At 68.7% G+C, this 18,752-nt stretch carries 15 protein-coding genes and 1 tRNA gene; 9 read left to right on the top strand and 7 right to left on the bottom strand.

Annotation, left to right across the window (positions count from 1 at the left end):
* Positions 1–49 precede the first annotated feature (49 nt).
* The 6 genes from FCH28_RS21385 (at position 50) to FCH28_RS21360 (ending at position 6,720) form a co-directional block, all read left to right on the top strand.
* Positions 50–523 carry a PaaI family thioesterase gene (locus tag FCH28_RS21385; protein ID WP_136741684.1) on the top strand — a complete coding sequence of 158 codons (474 nt, stop codon included), beginning with the start codon at positions 50–52 and terminating at the stop codon, positions 521–523.
* A 473-nt stretch (positions 524–996) separates the two neighbouring features.
* Positions 997–2,205, top strand: a complete 1,209-nt coding sequence (locus tag FCH28_RS21380; RefSeq protein ID WP_136741880.1) for a branched-chain amino acid ABC transporter substrate-binding protein — start codon at positions 997–999, stop codon at positions 2,203–2,205.
* Positions 2,206–2,350: 145 nt separating this feature from the next.
* Entirely contained in the window at positions 2,351–3,280 is a 930-nt protein-coding gene (locus FCH28_RS21375; protein ID WP_136741683.1) for a branched-chain amino acid ABC transporter permease, read from the top strand.
* 5 nt (positions 3,281–3,285) lie between these two features.
* Positions 3,286–5,094, top strand: a complete 1,809-nt coding sequence (locus FCH28_RS21370) for a branched-chain amino acid ABC transporter permease (RefSeq protein ID WP_136741682.1) — start codon at positions 3,286–3,288, stop codon at positions 5,092–5,094.
* A 7-nt stretch (positions 5,095–5,101) separates the two neighbouring features.
* Positions 5,102–6,007 carry an ABC transporter ATP-binding protein gene (locus tag FCH28_RS21365; RefSeq protein WP_136741681.1) on the top strand — a complete coding sequence of 302 codons (906 nt, stop codon included), beginning with the start codon at positions 5,102–5,104 and terminating at the stop codon, positions 6,005–6,007.
* The gene (locus FCH28_RS21360) at positions 6,004–6,720 is read left to right on the top strand and encodes an ABC transporter ATP-binding protein (protein ID WP_136741680.1); all 717 of its coding nucleotides are present in this window, start codon (positions 6,004–6,006) and stop codon (positions 6,718–6,720) included. Before FCH28_RS21365 ends, FCH28_RS21360 begins: the two co-directional genes overlap by 4 nt.
* Before the next feature lie 87 nt (positions 6,721–6,807).
* Here the strand turns inward: FCH28_RS21360 and FCH28_RS21355 are convergent, their stop codons facing one another.
* A complete protein-coding gene (locus tag FCH28_RS21355) occupies positions 6,808–7,461 on the bottom strand; it encodes an ANTAR domain-containing response regulator (protein WP_136741679.1) in 654 nt (217 codons plus the stop codon).
* An 88-nt stretch (positions 7,462–7,549) separates the two neighbouring features.
* Between FCH28_RS21355 and FCH28_RS21350 the strand changes: the two genes are divergently transcribed.
* A tRNA-Leu gene (locus tag FCH28_RS21350) sits at positions 7,550–7,632 on the top strand.
* An 84-nt stretch (positions 7,633–7,716) separates the two neighbouring features.
* Complete coding sequence (locus FCH28_RS21345) at positions 7,717–8,505, top strand: helix-turn-helix domain-containing protein (RefSeq protein WP_136741678.1); 789 nt, start codon at positions 7,717–7,719, stop codon at positions 8,503–8,505.
* Positions 8,506–8,560: 55 nt separating this feature from the next.
* On the opposite strand, the gene pyk is transcribed toward FCH28_RS21345, so the two are convergent.
* The 5 genes from pyk to pepN all read right to left on the bottom strand — a co-directional run bounded on the left by pyk (position 8,561) and on the right by pepN (position 16,578).
* Positions 8,561–9,997 (bottom strand): pyruvate kinase, encoded by a 1,437-nt coding sequence (pyk, locus tag FCH28_RS21340; RefSeq protein ID WP_136741677.1) that lies wholly within the window; start codon positions 9,995–9,997, stop codon positions 8,561–8,563.
* A 145-nt stretch (positions 9,998–10,142) separates the two neighbouring features.
* Positions 10,143–10,871, bottom strand: coding sequence for an SIMPL domain-containing protein (locus FCH28_RS21335; protein ID WP_136741676.1), 729 nt, complete (start codon positions 10,869–10,871; stop codon positions 10,143–10,145).
* 71 nt (positions 10,872–10,942) lie between these two features.
* Positions 10,943–12,376, bottom strand: a complete 1,434-nt coding sequence (locus tag FCH28_RS21330) for a lysine N(6)-hydroxylase/L-ornithine N(5)-oxygenase family protein (protein ID WP_136741675.1) — start codon at positions 12,374–12,376, stop codon at positions 10,943–10,945.
* Positions 12,373–13,830 carry a pyridoxal phosphate-dependent decarboxylase family protein gene (locus tag FCH28_RS21325; RefSeq protein ID WP_136741674.1) on the bottom strand — a complete coding sequence of 486 codons (1,458 nt, stop codon included), beginning with the start codon at positions 13,828–13,830 and terminating at the stop codon, positions 12,373–12,375. Before FCH28_RS21325 ends, FCH28_RS21330 begins: the two co-directional genes overlap by 4 nt.
* Positions 13,831–14,028: 198 nt before the next feature.
* Entirely contained in the window at positions 14,029–16,578 is a 2,550-nt protein-coding gene (gene pepN, locus FCH28_RS21320; RefSeq protein WP_136741673.1) for an aminopeptidase N, read from the bottom strand.
* A 121-nt stretch (positions 16,579–16,699) separates the two neighbouring features.
* Here pepN and FCH28_RS21315 point away from each other — a divergent pair, with 121 nt between their 5' ends.
* Positions 16,700–17,188, top strand: a complete 489-nt coding sequence (locus FCH28_RS21315) for a hypothetical protein (protein WP_136741672.1) — start codon at positions 16,700–16,702, stop codon at positions 17,186–17,188.
* Between the two features lie 126 nt (positions 17,189–17,314).
* Here the strand turns inward: FCH28_RS21315 and FCH28_RS21310 are convergent, their stop codons facing one another.
* Positions 17,315–18,193, bottom strand: coding sequence for a helix-turn-helix domain-containing protein (locus FCH28_RS21310; protein ID WP_136741671.1), 879 nt, complete (start codon positions 18,191–18,193; stop codon positions 17,315–17,317).
* Between the last annotated feature and the right edge of the window lie 559 nt (positions 18,194–18,752).

Here is an 18,752-nt window from a genome sequence, read left to right as displayed (position 1 = left end):
CAGGCACAGATCGACGGCGATCACGCGCGAGCGAACGGAGACGCAGGCCATGGGTGAGCAGAGCACGACCAAGTTTCCGCAGGAGATCCTCGACCAGTGGGCCGGCCTCGGCCTCGACCTGGCCGCCCTGTTCTCCGCCGGACACCTCGGCGAGCGGATGAGCGTGCAGGTCACCGAGGCCGCACCGGACCGCGTCGTCGGCACCATGCCCGTCGAGGGCAACACCCAGCCCTACGGGCTCCTGCACGGCGGCGCCTCCGCCGTACTGGCCGAAACCCTCGGCTCCGTCGGCGCCATGCTCCACGGCGGCCCCACCAAACTCGCCGTCGGCGTCGACCTCAACTGCACCCACCACCGCGGCACCCGCTCCGGCCTCGTCACCGGCGTCGCCACCCCCGTCCACCGCGGCCGCTCCACCGCCACCTACGAAATCGTCATCACCGACGAACACGACAAGCGGCTCTGCACCGCCCGCCTGACCTGCATGCTGCGCGACGTGGACACCGACGCCTACCGCGGCTGACCAGCACCGCAACCCACCACCACGGCCCCGCCCCCGGACACCCGGGAGCGGGGCCGCACACATTCTTGTAACGCTGCGTAACACGCACGCCATGTCGCACCACCCCCACACCCCAAGCCCCGCACCGGCCGACGCCCCACCACACCCGACGTATCCGATAACCGGACGCCATTCGTCACTCCGTGCCGCAATCCCCCGCGGAAGTGCAAGTTCGTCCTCCGCACAACGTCCGCACCCCGGATGTAAGGAGCATGGAGGCGAAACGCTCATCGCATGTCATAACAAGAGCGTCACATCCTGGCCAGCGCCACTCCCGGAGCGAAGAACACGGCCCTAAAGTCACCGCCAGTCACCGCGCCGCCGGGCGTGCACCCAGCACGGACCCTGTACCACCCCCGTACAGCCCGACGTGAAAAGGCCATGCGACAGCACTGGCCGCGCCAGGGAAAGGACTGATCGTGCGTCACCGTTCCTTGCTCATCCTCACCACCGCAGTCACCGCAGGCGCCCTCACGCTCTCCGCGTGCGGCTCCCGCGGCGACAACAAGAGCGGCGACGGCTCCAACGCAACCGTCGTCATCGGGCTCGACGCCCCGACCACCGGGGAGCTCTCCGCCCTCGGTCTGGGCATCCGCAACTCCGCCCAGCTCGCCATCGACAACGCCAACAAGGCCGGCGAAGTCAAGGGCGTCACCTTCAAACTCGAAGCCCTCGACGACAAGGCCCTGCCAAACGTCGGCCAGCAGAACACCACCAAGCTCGCCGGCGACGAGGACGTCCTCGGCATCGTCGGCCCGCTCAACTCCGGCGTCGCCCAGTCCATGCAGCAGGTCTCCAAGCAGAACAACCTCACCCTGATCTCCCCGGCGAACACCACGCCCGACCTGACCCAGGGCCCCGACTGGCGCAAGGACAAGCGCGTCCGCCCCTTCCCCACGTACTTCCGCACCGCCACCACCGACGAGGTACAGGGCGCCTTCGACGGGCAGTACGCCTACGAGAAGCTGAAGACCAAGAAGGCCTACATCATCGACGACCAGAAGACCTACGGCGTCGGCCTGGCCTCCTCCTTCAAGGACCAGTTCACCAAGCTCGGCGGCAAGATCGTCGGCACCGAACACGTCAGCCCCGACGACCGTGACTTCAAGGCCGTCGTCTCCAAGGTCAAGTCCGCCAAGCCCGACCTCGTCTTCTACGGCGGCGAGTACCCCGCCTCCGGCCCCCTGAGCCAGCAGCTCAAGGACGGCGGCGTCACCGTCCCCCTCATGGGCGGCGACGGCATGTACAGCGCCGACTACATCAAGCTCAACAAGAAGGCACAGGGCGACTACGCCTCCTCCGTCGGCAAGCCCGTCGAAGAACTCCCCTCCGCCAAGAAGTTCATCGCCGACTACAAGGCAGCCGGCTTCAAGGAGGCCTACGAGGCCTACGGCGGCTCCACCTACGACGCCACCTGGGCCCTCATCCAGGCCGTCAAGGCAGTCGTCGGCGACAACGACGGCAAGCTCCCCGAAGACGCCCGCAAGAAGGTCTCCGAAGCCATGAACAAGGTCACCTTCGACGGCGTCACCGGCCCCGTCGCCTTCGACAAGTACGGCGACACCACCAACACCATGATCACCGCCTACCAGGTCGACAAGGGTGAGTGGGCCTCCCGCTACAGCGCCCCCTTCAAGAAGTAAGAGCCGACCCACCGACGAGACCCCTCAACGCCGACACACCGGGCCGCGCCAGGGCGCCACAAACCACCCTGGCGCGGCCCGTGGCACACCGGCACACCGGCTACCCCCCGGAACCTCGTAACTCCCACGCAACGGAGGCCCTGCGGTGAACGAACTGCCGCAACAGCTGGCCAACGGACTCATCCTCGGCGCGATGTACGGACTCATCGCGATCGGCTACACGATGGTCTACGGAATTGTCCAGCTCATCAACTTCGCCCACGGCGAGATATTCATGGTCGGCGGCTTCGGCGCACTCAGCGTCTACCTCGCCCTCCCCACCGGCACCTCACTCATTCTCGCCCTGCCGATCATGCTCATCGGCGGCATCGCGGTATCCGTCCTCGTCGGCGTCGCCGCCGAACGCTTCGCCTACCGCCCCCTCCGCGGCGCACCCCGCCTAGCCCCACTCATCACCGCCATCGGCCTCTCCATCGCCCTCCAGCAAGCCATCTGGAAGTGGTACCCCGGCGGCAACAAAGCCCGCGTCTTCCCCCAGTTCAAGGGCCACTCCTTCGACATCCTGGGCGCCACCGTCCAACGCGGCGACCTCTTCGTCCTCATCGCAGCGCCCGCGTGCATGATCGCCCTCGGCTTCTTCGTGTCCAAGACCCGCAGCGGCCGCGCCATGCAGGCCACCGCCCAGGACCGCGACACCGCCAAGCTCATGGGCATCAACACCGACCGGATCATCGTCCTCGCCTTCGCCATCGGCGCCGCGTTCGCCGGCGTCGCCGCCGTCGCCTACGGCCTGCGCACCGGCGAGGTCCAGTTCCGCATGGGCTTCATCATGGGCCTCAAGGCCTTCACCGCCGCCGTCCTCGGCGGCATCGGCAACATCTACGGCGCCATGCTCGGCGGCGTCGTCCTCGGCGTCGCCGAATCCCTGGCCACCGCCTACATCGAAGAAATCCCCGGCATGCAGCAATTCGGCGGCGGAGCCTGGAAGGACGTCTGGGCCTTCGTCCTCCTCATCCTCGTACTCCTCCTGAGACCACAAGGCCTACTGGGCGAACGCGTCGCGGATCGGGCGTGATAGCGATGACCACAACGATCACCAAAACCACCGCACCGGGCGCCCCGGCCGTGCTTCCCCTCCCCGAACGCACCGCCCGCATCACCACCGCAGCGGCCGCCCTCGCCACCGCCCTCACCACGAGCCTCGCCTGGACCTGGAGCAACGACTTCCCCGGCGAACTCACCTACTACGGATCCCCCGCCGGCCTCCAAATCCTCACCCTCGTCGGCGGCATCCTCACCCTCCTCCTCGCCGCAGCAGGACTCGGCATCCGCGGCCTCCAATGGCTCACCCCCGGCGGCCGCAACGCACCCGTACTCCTCGCCGCCCTCGCCACCTTCGCCGCCACCTGGTTCACCCTCATCTCCATAGCCGTCCAACTCGGCGGCCTCGTCAACCTCGAACCAGGCGGCTTCCTCGCCGGCGCCACCTCACTGATCACACTGGTCGCCGCACTCGGCCTCCCCGCCGACCACACCCCCGACACACCCCCGGCCGGCGCCTGGCAACGCTTCACCACGTCCCTCGCCGCCAGCCCCGTACGAAGCCGCACCCGCGAACTCCCCGGCTGGGCCGAAATCCTCATCATCGCCGCCGCCTTCGCCGCCGGACTCCTCGCCTTCACCTACGGCATCGACACCGACGACGGCGCCCCCTTCGTCGGCTTCCTCGTCTTCATGGTGATCACCATCCCCGCCCTCAACCGGGCAGGACTCATCAAGCGACTCACCGAACTCACCCACGCACACCGCGGCCCGGCCCTCTGCGCCGCCTTCATCGCCGCCGCCAGCTTCCCCTTCACCCAGGACACCGACCAATACACGATCATCGGGGCCAACATCCTGATCTTCGCCACCGTCGCCCTGGGCCTCAACGTCGTCGTCGGCCTCGCCGGCCTCCTCGACCTCGGATACGTCGCCTTCCTCGGCGTCGGCGCCTACGCCGCAGCCCTCGTCTCCGGCTCCGCCGAATCCGCCCTGGGCATCCAGTTCCCCTTCTGGGCAGCCCTCCTCACCGGAGCCGCCGCCTCCCTGGTGTTCGGCGTCCTCATCGGCGCCCCCACCCTGCGGCTACGCGGCGACTACCTCGCCATCGTCACCCTCGGCTTCGGTGAGATCTTCCGCATCGCCATGCTCAACCTCAACGGCACCACAGGACCCGACGTCACCAACGGCGCCATGGGCATCCCGAACATCCCCAACCTGGAGATCTTCGGCTTCAACTTCGGCGAACCCCACGACATCCTCGGCATCCCCGTCGCCACCTACGGCAACTACTACCTGCTGATGATCCTCGTGACCGCCTTCGTCGTCCTCGTCTTCCGACGCGCCGCGGCCTCCCGCATCGGCCGCGCCTGGATCGCCATCCGCGAAGACGAAACCGCCGCCATCGCCATGGGCATCAACAGCTTCCGGCTCCGCCTCATGGCCTTCGCCCTCGGCGCCGCACTCGCCGGACTCGCCGGCACCGTGCACGCCCACGTCGTCACCACCGCCACCCCCGAGCAGTTCCAGTTCGCCGGCCCCCAGCCCCCCAACTCCGCCTTCCTCCTCGCCGCCGTCATCCTCGGCGGCATGGGAACCCTCAGCGGACCCCTCGTCGGCGCCGCACTGCTCTTCCTCATCCCGGCCAAACTCGACTTCCTCCAGGACTACCAGCTGCTGCTCTTCGGCATCGCCCTCGTCCTGCTCATGCGATTCCGCCCCGAGGGCCTCATCGCCGACCGCAGGAAGCAGCTCGAATTCCACGAGACCGGCCAGCTCGATGTGCCCGATCAACAGCGCCTGCCCGACGCAGACGCGACCATCGGCGTCACCAAGGCAAAGGCGTGACGACACCATGACCACAACCACACTCGGCACCACCACCGGCACCGTCCTCGAAGCCTCCGGCGTCACCATGCGCTTCGGCGGACTCACCGCCGTACGCGACGTCAGCCTCACCGTCGGCTCCGGCGAAATCGTCGGCCTCATCGGCCCCAACGGCGCCGGAAAAACCACCTTCTTCAACTGCCTCACCGGGCTCTACGTCCCCACCGAAGGCGCCGTCAGCTACAAAGGCACCCGGCTCTCCCGCAAGCCCCACCTCGTCACCCAAGCCGGCATCGCCCGCACCTTCCAGAACATCCGCCTCTTCGCCAACATGACCGTCCTCGAAAACGTCCTCGTCGGACGGCACACCCGCACCAAAGAAGGACTCTGGTCAGCCCTCCTCCGCGGCCCCGGCTTCAAAAAAGCCGAAACCACCTCCGAAGAGCGCGCCATGGAACTCCTCGAATTCACCGGCCTCGCCCACAAACGAGACCACCTCGCCCGCAACCTCCCCTACGGCGAACAACGCAAGCTCGAAATCGCCCGCGCACTCGCCAGCGAACCAGGACTCCTCCTGCTGGACGAACCCACCGCCGGCATGAACCCCCAAGAAACCCGCGCCACCCAGGACCTCGTCTTCGCCATCCGCGACAGAGGCACCGCCGTCCTCGTCATCGAGCACGACATGCGCTTCATCTTCAACCTCTGCGACCGCGTCGCCGTCCTCGTCCAAGGCCAAAAACTCGTCGAAGGCACCCCGGACATCGTCCAAGCCGACGAACGCGTCATCGCCGCCTACCTCGGCACCCCCGTCGAAAACGGGAACGGGAACGGGAACGGCGACAGCACGGCCGAAACAGCAGAAGAGGCAAGCAAAACCAACACGGCTGAAACAGCGGAGGCAGCCGACGAAGAGACCGGAGACACCCCATGACCGCACTGCTCGAAGTCGAGGACCTCCGCGTCGCCTACGGCAAAATCGAAGCCGTCAAAGGCATATCCTTCACCGTCGAAGCCGGCCAGGTCGTCACCCTGATCGGCACCAACGGCGCAGGAAAAACCACCACCCTGCGCACCCTCTCCGGCCTCCTCAAGCCCCTCGCCGGAAAAATCACCTTCGACGGCCAACCACTCAACGGCGTCCCCGCCCACAAGATCGTCGAACGCGGCCTCGCCCACTCCCCCGAAGGCCGCCGCCTCTTCCCCCGCCTCACCATCGCCGAAAACCTCCAGCTAGGCGCCTTCCTCCGCAAGGACACCGCCGGCATCGAAGAGGACATCCAGCGCATCTACGACCTCTTCCCCATCCTCGGCGAACGCAGAAAACAAGCCTCCGGAACCCTCTCCGGCGGCGAACAACAAATGCTCGCCATGGGCCGCGCACTCATGTCCCGGCCCAAACTCCTCATGCTCGACGAACCCTCCATGGGCCTCTCACCGATCATGATGCAGAAAATCATGGAAACCATCGAGGAACTCCGCACCCAAGGCATGACCATCCTCCTCGTCGAACAGAACGCCCAAGCCGCGCTCTCCCTCGCCGACCAGGGCCACGTCATGGAAATCGGAAAGGTCGTCCTCTCCGACAGCGGCGAAACGCTCCTCCACGACGAATCCGTCCGCAAGGCATACCTGGGCGAGGACTGAGGCCATGGCCTTAACCCCCGCACCACGCGAACGGCCCCGTACCGATCACCGGTACGGGGCCGCTCACGCGTAAGTGGACGTTACGCGCTACTGATCCTTCTTCTGCTTCTTCTCCTCGGCGTCCTCGATAACCGCCTCGGCAACCTGCTGCATCGACAGCCGACGATCCATCGACGTCTTCTGAATCCACCGGAAAGCGGCCGGCTCCGTCAACCCGTACTGCGTCTGCAGAATGCTCTTCGCCCGGTCCACCAGCTTCCGGGTCTCCAGCCGCTGAGTGAGGTCCGCGACCTCCTTCTCCAGCGTCTTCAACTCCGTGAACCGGCTCACGGCCATCTCGATCGCCGGCACCACATCACTCTTCGAAAACGGCTTCACGAGATACGCCATCGCACCCGCGTCACGCGCCCGCTCCACCAGCTCGCGCTGCGAGAACGCGGTCAGCATCAGCACCGGCGCGATGCTCTCCTCGGCGATCTTCTCCGCCGCCGAGATACCGTCCAGCACGGGCATCTTCACGTCCAGGATCACCAGATCCGGGCGGTGCTCCCGGGCCAGCTCAATGGCCGTCTGACCGTCCCCGGCCTCACCGACGACGGTGTAGCCCTCCTCCTCCAGCATCTCTTTGAGATCGAGACGGATGAGAGCCTCGTCCTCGGCGATCACGACGCGCGTGGTCAGCGGCGGGACGTGCGACTGATCGTCATCGGCGACGGGCTGCTCGGGCTCGGCGGCGCTCACGGGACTCCTCGTTCAGGCAGGTGGTGCCATTGCAGCCTACCTAGAGGCAGGCGCCGTGGTGCACACGGTATTGTGTCTGGAGCCACCGGCCGGGTTGGTGGAATGGCATACACGGATGTCTCAAACACATCTGCCCGAAAGGGCTTGCGGGTTCGAGTCCCGCACCCGGCACCTCTGAAACAAGCGAAATTTCACGTTCCGGTGAATCGTGGACATTACGCTGCGCGAGTGCGGTCCGTCACTCACAGTAATGCCATGATCTTCCATGGCACGGACGTACGACACCAGGCAGTCGCCCAGCTCCGCGCAGGGGCCAAGAACGCAGACGTCGCCCGCGCGTTGGGCGTCCCCCTCGGCACCGTCAGCTACTGGCGGCACATGGACCGCGCCAAGCGCGGAGAGTGCCCGGGCGCCCACAACCCGAAGTGCCCGCGCTGCGATGGGCGCGAGCTCGATGCGGCGGCCTACTCCTACCTCCTGGCCCTCTACCTCGGCGACGGCCACATCATCCAGCACTCCGCTCACCGCGCACCCAGCCTCATGATCGCGTGCGGCGACACCTGGCCGGGCTTGATGGACGAATGCGAAGCCGCGATGCGCGCGGTCTTCCCCGACAACTCCGTGTGCCGGGTCCGCAGGACCGGCTGCCACAACATGAAGGTCTACTCCAAGCACTTACGGTGCATGTTTCCGCAGCACGGCGAAGGCAAGAAGCACGAGCGACCGATCATCCTGGAGCCGTGGCAGCAGCAGATCGTGGACGAGTACCCCTGGGAGTTCATCCGCGGGCTGATCCACTCGGACGGGTGCCGGATCACCAACTGGACGACGCGTATGGTCGCCGGGGAGCGCAAGCGCTACGAGTACCCGCGGTACTTCTTCACCAACAAGTCCGACGACATCCGCAAACTCTGCTCCGACACCATGACGAAGGTCGGCGTCGAGTGGACCGTCCTCGCCCGCGGCAGCGACCCTTTCAACATCTCCGTCGCCCGCAAAGCCTCCGTGGCCCTCATGGACCAACACATAGGGCCGAAGTACTGACAGGGACGGCAGTCAGGACCTCGGCCCGGCAACTTCAACTCGCTTGCCTGAATGGCTAGTTCGCCGCGTCCGATTCACCGATGTGGTGGACGCGGACGAGGTTGGTGGAGCCGGGGACTCCGGGGGGCGAGCCGGCGGTGATGATGACGACGTCGCCGCGTTCGCAGCGGCCGATCTTCAGGAGTTGCTCGTCGACCTGGGCGACCATTTCGTCCGTGGAGTTGACGGTCGGGCCGAGGAACGTCTCGACGCCCCAGCTGACGTTGAGCTGGGAGCGGGTGGCCGGGTCGGGGGTGAAGGCCAGGAGGGGGATCGGCGAGCGGTAGCGGGAGAGGCGGCGGGCGGTGTCGCCGGACTGGGTGAAGGCGACGAGGAATTTCGCGCCGAGGAAGTCGCCCATTTCGGCGGCGGCGCGGGCGACGGCGCCGCCCTGGGTGCGGGGTTTGCTGGTGACCGTGAGGGGCGGGAGGCCCTTGGCGAGGATGTCTTCCTCGGCGGCTTCGACGATGCGGCTCATCGTCTTGACCGTTTCGGTGGGGTATTTGCCGACGCTGGTTTCGCCGGAGAGCATCACGGCGTCGGTGCCGTCGATGACGGCGTTGGCGACGTCGGAGGCTTCGGCGCGGGTGGGGCGGGAGTTGTCGATCATCGAGTCGAGCATTTGTGTGGCGACGATGACCGGTTTGGCGTTGCGCTTGGCGAGTTTGATGGCGCGCTTTTGGACGATCGGGACGGTTTCGAGGGGCATTTCGACGCCGAGGTCGCCGCGGGCGACCATGATGCCGTCGAAGGCGGCGACGATGTCGTCGATGTTGTCGACGGCCTGGGGTTTTTCGACCTTGGCGATGACGGGGAGGAAGCGGTCTTCTTCGCGCATGATGCGGTGGACGTCTTCGATGTCGCGGCCGCTGCGGACGAAGGAGAGGGCGATGATGTCGGCGCCGGTGCGCAGGGCCCAGCGGAGGTCGTCCTGGTCTTTTTCGGAGAGGGCGGGGACGGAGACGGCGACGCCGGGGAGGTTGAGGCCTTTGTGGTCGGAGACCATGCCGCCTTCGATGACCTTGGTGTGGACCCGGGGGCCGGTGACTCCGGTGACTTCGAGGGTCACTTTGCCGTCGTCGACGAGGATGCGTTCGCCGGTGGTGACGTCGGCGGCGAGGCCGTCGTAGGTGGTGCCGCAGAGGTGGCGGTCGCCTTGGATGTCGGGTTCGACGGTGATGGTGAACTCGTCGTCGCGTTCGAGAAGTACGGGGCCTTCATGGAATCGGCCCAGGCGGATCTTCGGACCTTGAAGGTCGGCGAGGACGCCGACGCTGCGGTGGGTTTCTTCGGATGCTTTGCGGACCCGGTCGTAGCGGGCTTCGTGGTCGGCGTAGGTGCCGTGGCTGAGGTTGAAGCGTGCGATGTCCATTCCGGCGTCGACGAGTGCCTTGATCTGCTCGTACGTGTCGGTGGCGGGTCCCAGTGTGCAGACGATTTTTGCTCGGCGCATGTTTCGACCCTATGACCTACCCGTTGGTAGGGAACTGTGGAGAGGCGACTGCTCAACGACCGTTTGGTGAAAGGCTGTTGACAAGTCTTGGAATGGGCACGGGGGTGCTCCGATGAGCGGAATTTCGCCTCTTCGGGGTGGGGTCTCAGAGTGCGGGACGGGTCATGGTGAAGCGTGCGTTGACGTTGGCGTAGACGGTCTGGCGTTGGGGTTCGAGGTCGAGGGCGGGGGCGGCGCCCTGAGGGGCGGGGCCGCCGCCGTAGCCGGCGAAGGAGCGCATGGCGGGGGCGGCGACGGGGGCGGTGTTCTCGGCGCCGAGGTCGGCGAGCTCGACGAGGGCGTCGAGGCGGGCGCCGAGTGCTTCGGCGTATTCGCGGGCGCGTTGGACGGCTTCGCGGACGGCTTGGGTGCGGGCGTCGCGGTGGGCGGGTGAGTCGGGGCGCAGTGCCCACCAGGGGCCGTCGACGCGGGTGAGTTCGAGGTCGGCGAGGCGGGTGGTGAGTTCGCCGAGGGTGGTGAAGTCGTTGAGGGTGGCGGTGTGGGTGACGCGGCCGTGGTAGGCGCGGATGCGTTCGTTGCGGCCTTTGTCGGTGAGTTGGGGGGTGAGGCTGAAGGCGCCGGTTTCGAGTTTTTCGAGGGTGTCGCCGTAGCTCTTGATGAGGGTGAGGGCTTGTTCGTTGCGGCGGGTGAGGTCGGTGAGGGCGGTTTTGCGGTCGGTGCCGCGGGCGCTGATGGTGATGGCGATGCGGGCGATTTCGGGGTCGACTTCGAGGCGGGCTTCGCCGCGTACGGCGAGGCGGGGGGTGTCGGGGGTGCCGTAGGGCAGGGGGGTGTGGGGGGTGGTTTGGGTGGGGGGCTGGGTGGGGTCGGTCATGGGGGGGCGCTCCTTGGGTTTTGTGTGGGGGGTGGGGTTGCAGGGTGGCATAGGGAGCGCCGGTTGTGTGGTCAGTGGCGTGGGACGAGGGTGGGGCTTTGGTGGGGGATGGTGTGGCCCGGGGTGGTGGGGGGTTGTTGGAGGCCGAAGGTGGTGAAGGCGGTGCGGGTGGGGAGGGGGTAGGGGGTGGTGTCGGTGAGGGAGTTGAGGATGGTGGCGCTGCGCCAGGCTGCGAGGCCTAGGTCGGGGGTGCCGACGCCGTGGGTGTGGGTTTCGGCGTTCTGTACGTAGAGGGAGCCGGTGATGGAGGGGTCGAGGACGAGGCGGTGGTGTTCGTCGATGCGGGGGCGTTCGGCGGCGTCGCGGCGGAGGTAGGGGTCGAGGGCGGCGAGGAGGGTGTCGAGGCGGCGTTCGCGGTAGCCGGTGGCGAGGACGACGGCGTCGGTGGTGAGGCGGGTGCGGGTGCCTTGTTGGGTGTGGTCGAGGTGGAGTTCGACTTTGGTGGTGCCGACGCGGCCTGCGGTGCGTACGGAGACGCCTGGGGTGAGGGTGGTGTCGGGCCAGCCGCCGTGGAGGGTGCGGCGGTAGAGCTCTTCGTGGATGGCGGTGAGGGTGTCGTGGTCGATGCCCTTGTACAGCTGCCATTGGCCGGGGAGGAGGTTGTCGCGGACGGTTTGTGGGAGGGCGTGGAAGTAGCGGGTGTAGTCGGGGGTGAAGTGTTCGAGGCCGAGTTTGCTGTATTCCATGGGGGCGAAGGCGGGGGTGCGGGCGAGCCAGTGGAGGCCTTCGCGGCCGGCGGGGCGGGCGCGGAGTTGGTCGAGGAAGATTTCGGCGCCTGATTGGCCGGCGCCGATGACGGTGATGTGGTCGGCGGCGAGCAGGGTTTCGCGGTGGGTGAGGTAGTCGGCGGAGTGGATGACGGGGACGGCGGGGGCGTCGGCGAGGGGGCGTAGGGGTTCGGGGATGTGGGGGGTGGTGCCGATGCCGAGGACGAGGTTGCGGGCGTGGGTGCGGCCGAGGGCTTGGGCTTCGCCGTCGGGGTCGAGTTGGGTGAAGTCGACTTCGAAGAGGTCGCGTTCGGGGTTCCAGCGGAGTGCGTCGATGTGGTGGCCGAAGTGGAGGGTGGGCAGCGATTCGCTGACCCAGCGGCAGTAGGCGTCGTATTCGGCGCGGTGGGGGTGGAAGCGTTCGGCGAAGTAGAAGGGGAAGAGGCGTTCGCGGGTTTTGAGGTAGTTGAGGAAGCTCCAGGGGCTGGTGGGGTCGGCGAGGGTGACGAGGTCGGCGAGGAAGGGGACTTGGAGGGTGGTGCCGTCGATGAGGAGGCCGGGGTGCCAGTGGAAGGTGGGGCGTTGGTCGTAGAAGGCGGTGCGGAGGTGGGTGAGGGGGTGGGCGAGGGCGGCCAGGGAGAGGTTGAAGGGGCCGATGCCGATGCCGACGAGGTCGAGGGGTTCGTCGGGGGTTGTGGTGCCGGTGTGGGGGGTGGTGTCGGGGGTGGGGGTGGTCATCGGGGGGTGTGGCCTTCCACGAGTTTGAGGAGGGTGGTGAGGTCTCCGGGTTGGGTGTGGGGGTTGAGGAGGGTGGCTTTGAGCCAGAGGCCGGTGGGGGTGGTGGCGCGGCCGAGGACGGCGTGGCCGTCGTTGAGGAGGGTGCGGCGGATGGTGGCGAGGGTGGCGGTGTCGGCGCCGGTGGGGCGGAAGAGGACGGTGCTGAGGGTGGGGCGGGAGTGGAGTTCGTAGCGGGGGTGGGCCTCGATGAGGTCGGCGAGGGTGTGGGCGGCGGTGAGGGTGCGGTCGACGAGTTCGCCGAGGCCGTTGCGGCCGAGGGCTTTGAGGGTGACGGCGATTTTGAGGATGTCGGGGCGGCGGGTGGTGCGGAGGGAGCGGCCGAGGAGGTCGGGGAGGCCGGCTTCGATGTCGTCGTCGGGGTTGAGGTAGTCGGCGCGGTGGGCGAGGGGGGTGAGGGTGGTGGGGTCGGGGACGGCGAGGAGGCCGGCGGCGACGGGTTGCCAGCCGAGTTTGTGCAGGTCGAGGGTGACGGTGTGGGCCTGGGCGAGGCCTTGGAGGGTGGTGCGGTGGGTGGTGCTGAAGAGGAGGGGGCCGCCGTAGGAGGCGTCGATGTGGAAGCGGGCGCCGTGGTGGTCGGCGATGTCGGCGAGGGCGGGGAGGGGGTCGATGGCGCCGGAGTCGGTGGTGCCTGCGGTGGCGATGAGCAGGACCGGGCCGCCGGGGGCGTTGTGGCCGCCGGGGCCTGGGTGTGCTGCGAGGGCGGTGAGGGTGGTGTGGGCGGCGTCGGGGGTGAGGATGCCGTTGGGGGTGGGGATGGTGAGGGGTTCGGGGAGGCCGAGGAGCCAGGCGGCGCGGTGGATGCTGTGGTGGGCGTTGGCGCCGCAGACGATCTGGAGGGGGGCGGTGCTGGTGTGGGGGTGGGTGCCTGGGGGGCCGTGGGGGGCTTCGCGGGCCAGGAGGACGGCGAGTTGGTTGGATTCGGTGCCGCCGGTGGTGACGAGTGCGTCGGGGTCGGTGGCCTGGGGGTAGACGAGGGCGGCGAGTGCGCGGCTGGTGAGGGCTTCGAGTTCTGAGGCGGCGGGGGCCTGGTCCCAGGAGTCCATGGAGGGGTTGAGGGCGCTGGCGGCGAGGTCGGCGGCGGCGGCGAGGGCCAGCGGTGGGCAGTGCAGGTGGGCGGCGCAGTGCGGGTCGGCGGGGTCGGCGGCGCCGGCGGCGAGGGTGTGGGTGAGGGTGCGCAGCGCGTCGTGTGGTCCGGTGCCGTTTTCGGGGAGGACGGGGTCGCAGGCGGCGCGTACGGCGCGGGCGACGGCGTCGGGGCCGCCGGGCGGGAGGGGTCCTGCGCGGTCTTCGGCGCCGGTGGTGAGGGCGTCGAGGACGGTGTCGAGGAGGGGGCGCAGTGCGCGGGGGCCGTTGGTGCCGCCTGCGAGGGCGGTGCCGGCAGGGGGCACGGGCATGGGTGGGTTCTTCTTTGCGGAGAAGGGCGGGAAGTCAGCTGCGGTCCTCTCGGGACCTAAGGGCGCCCTAAGTTACTTTCCCGGCACGCTGCGTATCCACTGGTTGGGTGGGTTACACCCGTTCGTGGTACGGGTCTGCGGCAGGTGTTCGGGGGCCGCCGGTGCGTGCTCCGGCGGCCCTGTGTCGTCGGGGTGCGGTTATGTCGTGGGGTTGGCGGCACGTACGGCCAATGCCCTTTGCAGGTCGTCGAGTTGGTCGATGAGTTTGCGGCGCAGGGCGGGGGTGGGGTCGGCTTCGGTGAGGCAGGTCCGGCCGAGGTGGAGGGTGGTGTCGTCGATGTGGGTGGGGAAGGCGTGGCGGCCGGCGGCTTCGGCGAGGGCGGCGCCGCGGTGGGCGGCGAGGGCGGGGGCGTCGGTGAAGTAGCGGGCGACGTAGGGGCGGAGCAGGTCGTGTTGTTCGGGGTTCCAGAAGCCGGAGGCGGTGGCGGTGAAGAGGTAGTTGGAGAGGGCTTTCCCGTCGGCGGTGGTGAAGAGGGCGTCCCAGGCGGCTTGTTTGGCCGCGGGGTCGGGGAGGGCGGCGTGGCAGCGGGCGGCGCCTTCGTGGCCGGTGGCGCTGGGGTCGCGGGTGAGTTCGGTGTCGATGGCGGTGCGGAGGTCGTCGAGGGGTTGGGCGCCGAGGGTGGCGAGGCGGTGGAGGATGCGCCAGCGGAGTTCGGGGTCGAGGGTGGGGCCGCCGGGGACGCCGTCGCCGTCGAGCCAGTCCTGGATGCCTTCGGGGGTGGTGGCGCTGTCGATGTAGGTGCGTACGGCGGTGAGGCGGAGGCCCTTGCCGTCGCCGTTCTCGCTGCCTTCGGTGCGGCGCAGGATGTCGCGGCTGAGGGCGGTGAGGGTGGCGAGGGCGGTGTGGCGGTCGGTTTCTGGGAGGTAGCGGTCGGCGATCTGGGTGCGGGCGAAGGTGAGGACGCCCTGGACGATGGCGAGGTCGGTTTCGTGGGGGAGGTGGGCGCGGGCGGCGTCCAGGTAGGTGGTGGGCGGGAGTTCGCCGTCACGGACCATGTCGCGGGCGGCGTTCCAGACGACGGCGCGGGTGAGGGGGTCGGGCAGGCCGGAGAGGGAGCGGGCGAGGGTCTGCCAGGACGGCGGGTCGAAGCGGATCTTGGTGTAGGTGAGGTCGTGGTCGTTGAGGACGACGAGGGCGGGGGCGGGTTGCGGGAGGGTGCGTGAGGTGCGGCCGCCGGCTTCGGGGATGTCCAGGTCGAAGCGGTCGCGGAGGGTGAGGCGGCCGGTGCCGGCGAGGTCCTGGTCGTAGGTGCCGACGGTGATGCGGTGCGGGCGGCTGCCGGTGTGGGTGACGTCGAGGCGCCAGGAGTCGCGGCCCGCGGTGATGTCGGGGGTGAGGGTGTCGACTCCGGTGGTGCGCAGCCAGCGATCGGCCCAGGCGTGGACGTCGCGGTCGGTGGCGCGGGCGAGGGAGTCGATGAAGTCGGCGAGGGTGGCGTTGCCGAAGCGGTGCCGGGCGAAGTGGTCGTTGATGCCGGCGAGGAAGTCCTTCTCCCCCATCCAGGCGACGAGTTGGCGCAGGGCGGAAGCGCCCTTGGCGTAGGAGATGCCGTCGAAGTTGAGGAGGGCGGAGGCGGTGTCGGGGACGGCCTCGGGGGCGACGGGGTGGGTGGAGGGGCGCTGGTCGGCGTCGTATCCCCAGCCCTTGCGGGTGATGGCGAAGCCGGTCCAGGAGTTCTGGTGGCGGGTGGCTTCGGAGAGGACCTGGTAGCCCATGTATTCGGCGAAGGACTCGTTGAGCCAGATGTCGTCCCACCATTGGAGGGTGACGAGGTCGCCGAACCACATGTGGGCCATTTCGTGGGCGATCGTCACGCCGCGGGTCTGGCGTTCGGTGTCGGTGACGGCGGAGCGGAAGACGTATTCGTCGCGGAAGGTGACGAGTCCGGGGTTCTCCATGGCGCCGGCGTTGAATTCGGGGACGAATGCCTGGTCGTAGGAGTCGAAGGGGTAGGGCTCGTCGAAGATCTGGTGGTAGCGGTCGTAGCAGCGGCGGGTGATGTCGAGGAGTTCGTCGGCGTCGGCGTCGAGGTGGGGGGCGAGGGAGCGGCGGCAGTGCAGGCCGAAGGGCAGGCCGGCGTGTTGGGTGCGTACGGAGTGCCAGGGGCCGGCGGCGACGGCGACGAGGTAGGTGGAGATCGGTGGGGTGGTGGCGAGGGTCCAGCGGCCGTTGCCGGTGTGTTCGGCGAGGCCGTTGCCGAGGACGGTCCAGTCGGTGGGGGCGGTGACGGTGAGGGCGAAGACGGCTTTGAGGTCGGGCTGGTCGAAGGCGGCGAAGACGCGTTGGACGTCTTCGAGGAACAGCTGGGTGTAGACGTAGGTTTCGCCGTCCGCGGGGTCGGTGAAGCGGTGCATTCCTTCGCCGGTGCGGGAGTAGCGCATGGTGGCGTGGATGCGGAGTTCGTGGTCGCCGGGGGTGAGGCCGGTGAGGGGGAGGCGGTTGCCGTCGAGGGTTTCCGGGTCGAGGGGGCGGCCGTCGAGGGTGAGGGTGTGCAGCTCGACGGGCTTGATCTCGGCGAAGGTGTCGATCGTGCCGTCGGGGTCCTGGGCGTCGTGTGCCGTGAAGTGGATGACGGTGTGGGAGCCGAAGTGGTCGTCGCCTTGGGTGAGGTCGAGGGCGATGTCGTAGCGGTGGACGTCGATGCGTTGGGCTCGGGTCTGCGCCTCGTCGCGCTGCAGTGCGGGCATGGGGCCATGCTGCCGTACGGGCCGGGGCGGGTGCCCGGGGTTTGTGGCGGCGGGGTTCCCGGGGTGTTCGGGGGGCGGGCCCGGGTCGTGGCGGCTGGTGCGCCCTGTTACTTTCTCTGGCGTGAGCAGGACAAACGAACCTTCCCCAGCACCGTACGGCGGCTCCGCGGCGGGGTTCCCCGCAGCCCCCGCAGACCCGGCAGCCGCTCCGTCCCGCACCCCGGACGCCGCCACCGAGGCCGCCGCGCGCAAGCGGAAACTCCCCAAATCGCCGGTCAAGAAGCCCAGTTGGGATGCCTGGTCGGCCGGTAAGTCGGCGGGCATGATCCTGCTGATGCTGCCGGTGCTGCTCGTGGTCGGCTTCTTCGCGCAGATTCTGGAGGCGCTGTACTACGCGGCGGTGTGCGTGTTCTACGTGGTCACCAGCCCGTACTGGATCACCCGGACCCTCTGGCGGGCGCTGCGTCCGGTGGAGACGGCGGAGCATGCGGCCCGGCGGAAGGAGGCCCGCGAGGTCATCAGCGGCACGACCAAGGGCTGTGGCTGTGTGCTGGCCGTCCTGGCTATTCCCGCGGTGATCTTCGTCGTGGTCGCGCTGGTCAAGTACTGATCGGCTGCGTGGTCGGCCGGTGGCCGGCTGCGTGGTCAACGGCTGACCAGCCACGTGGTCAGCTACCGGCCGTCGACGTGGTCAACGCTGACCAGCGGGCTGGTCACCAACCGGCCGGCGAGGTGGTCAACCGCTGACCAGCGGCGGGTTGTCCGGGTCGGGGATCTGGGTGGACCAGCCGCCGGGGACGCTGCGGATCTGCCGGTCGCGGAAGCGCACAGGGGCGGTGCCGACCCGGCGGGTGAACAGTCTGCTGAAGTAGGCGGGGTCGTCGTAGCCGACCCTGCGGGCGACCGCGGCGACCGGGAGTTCGGTGCCCACCAGCAGTTCCTTGGCCCGGCCCAGGCGGATGCCGAGCAGGTAGTCCTTGGGGCTGCAGCCGGCGCCGCGGCGTACGGCGGTGCGCAGTTCGGCGGGTGTCATGCCGTGCCGGGCGGCGTGTTCACCGACCGACAGCGGCAGGAACGCGTCCCTGGCCAGGGCCTGGAGGACGGGGTCGCCGTCGGCGTCCGTGTCGGCGCGGGCGCGGCGCAGGGCGACCAGGAGTTCATGGACGGCGGCGGAGGTCTCCACCTCCAGCAGGGGGTTGCCGCGGCGGGCGGCGCGTGCGATGCGTCCCACCGCGGTCCTGGCGGGGCCGGTGTCGGCGAGCGGTACGACGGGCCGGTCCGGCTCGATGTAGCCCAGCTCGGTGTAGGTGTCGGCGGCCGGTCCGGTGAAGTCGACGAAGCTTTCGTCCCAGCCGGTTTTCGGGTCGGCCCCGTAGTGGTGCGGTACGCCGGGCACGATCCACAGCAGGGCCGGGGCGGTGACGGTGTGGCGCGCTCCGTCGGGGGCGATGAGCCAGCCGCCGCCGGCGCTGATGATGATGGCGACGTGGTGGTCGAGGGTGCGCGGGCCGACCGTCGGCAGTGTGCCGTGCTGGAGTCCGACGCCCAGGCACACCAGGCCGAGCCGGTGGTGGACCGGGCTCGGAGTGAAGTACCGCGTCCAGGTGTGGTACAAACCCGGGCTCCCGTCGTTTCGTGGGTCTCCGTCCCGACAACGCCGATCTTTGTCCGTGACTCCGCCTACAGCCGAAACTGCGGGCTTCCTGCGCAGGTGGCTATGCCGCCGCGCAGAGGGCCGGCCCGGCCGGTGTTGTTGGCGGGGCCCACAGGTATCGACCGACGACCGGCGCTTTCAGCCTTGTTCGCAAGGGTTCCGAGGAACACCCCCCAACCCGCGTCCGGGGTCCTCTTGTTCGGCCCCGCCTTGGCCAAGGCTGCGTTCGGCTCGTAGGTGCCGGCATCGCTCCTACGGGGCTTGGGTCGGCGGGTCATGTTCGCGATGCGCGGCTTCTCGTGCGCGATCACGTCTGCTTGGCGTACCACGAAGTCACCCCCCTTCACCCCCCACCCTAACCAAGGCCACTGACAACAGCGCAGATCCTTGGGAAAGCCCAGGCCAGGGCAAGCGAGAGAGCTGTAGCCGCCACACTCAAAGGCGAAGGTGCCCTCGCTGGAAATCCAGTGGGGTCGCTGGGGCGGGTCAACTACGCGCCGCGGCTGGCGGAGTCCAAGGG

Source organism: Streptomyces piniterrae, from assembly GCF_005048155.1.
Taxonomy (GTDB): domain Bacteria; phylum Actinomycetota; class Actinomycetes; order Streptomycetales; family Streptomycetaceae; genus Streptomyces; species Streptomyces piniterrae.
This window is presented reverse-complemented; position numbering and strand designations above follow the sequence as displayed.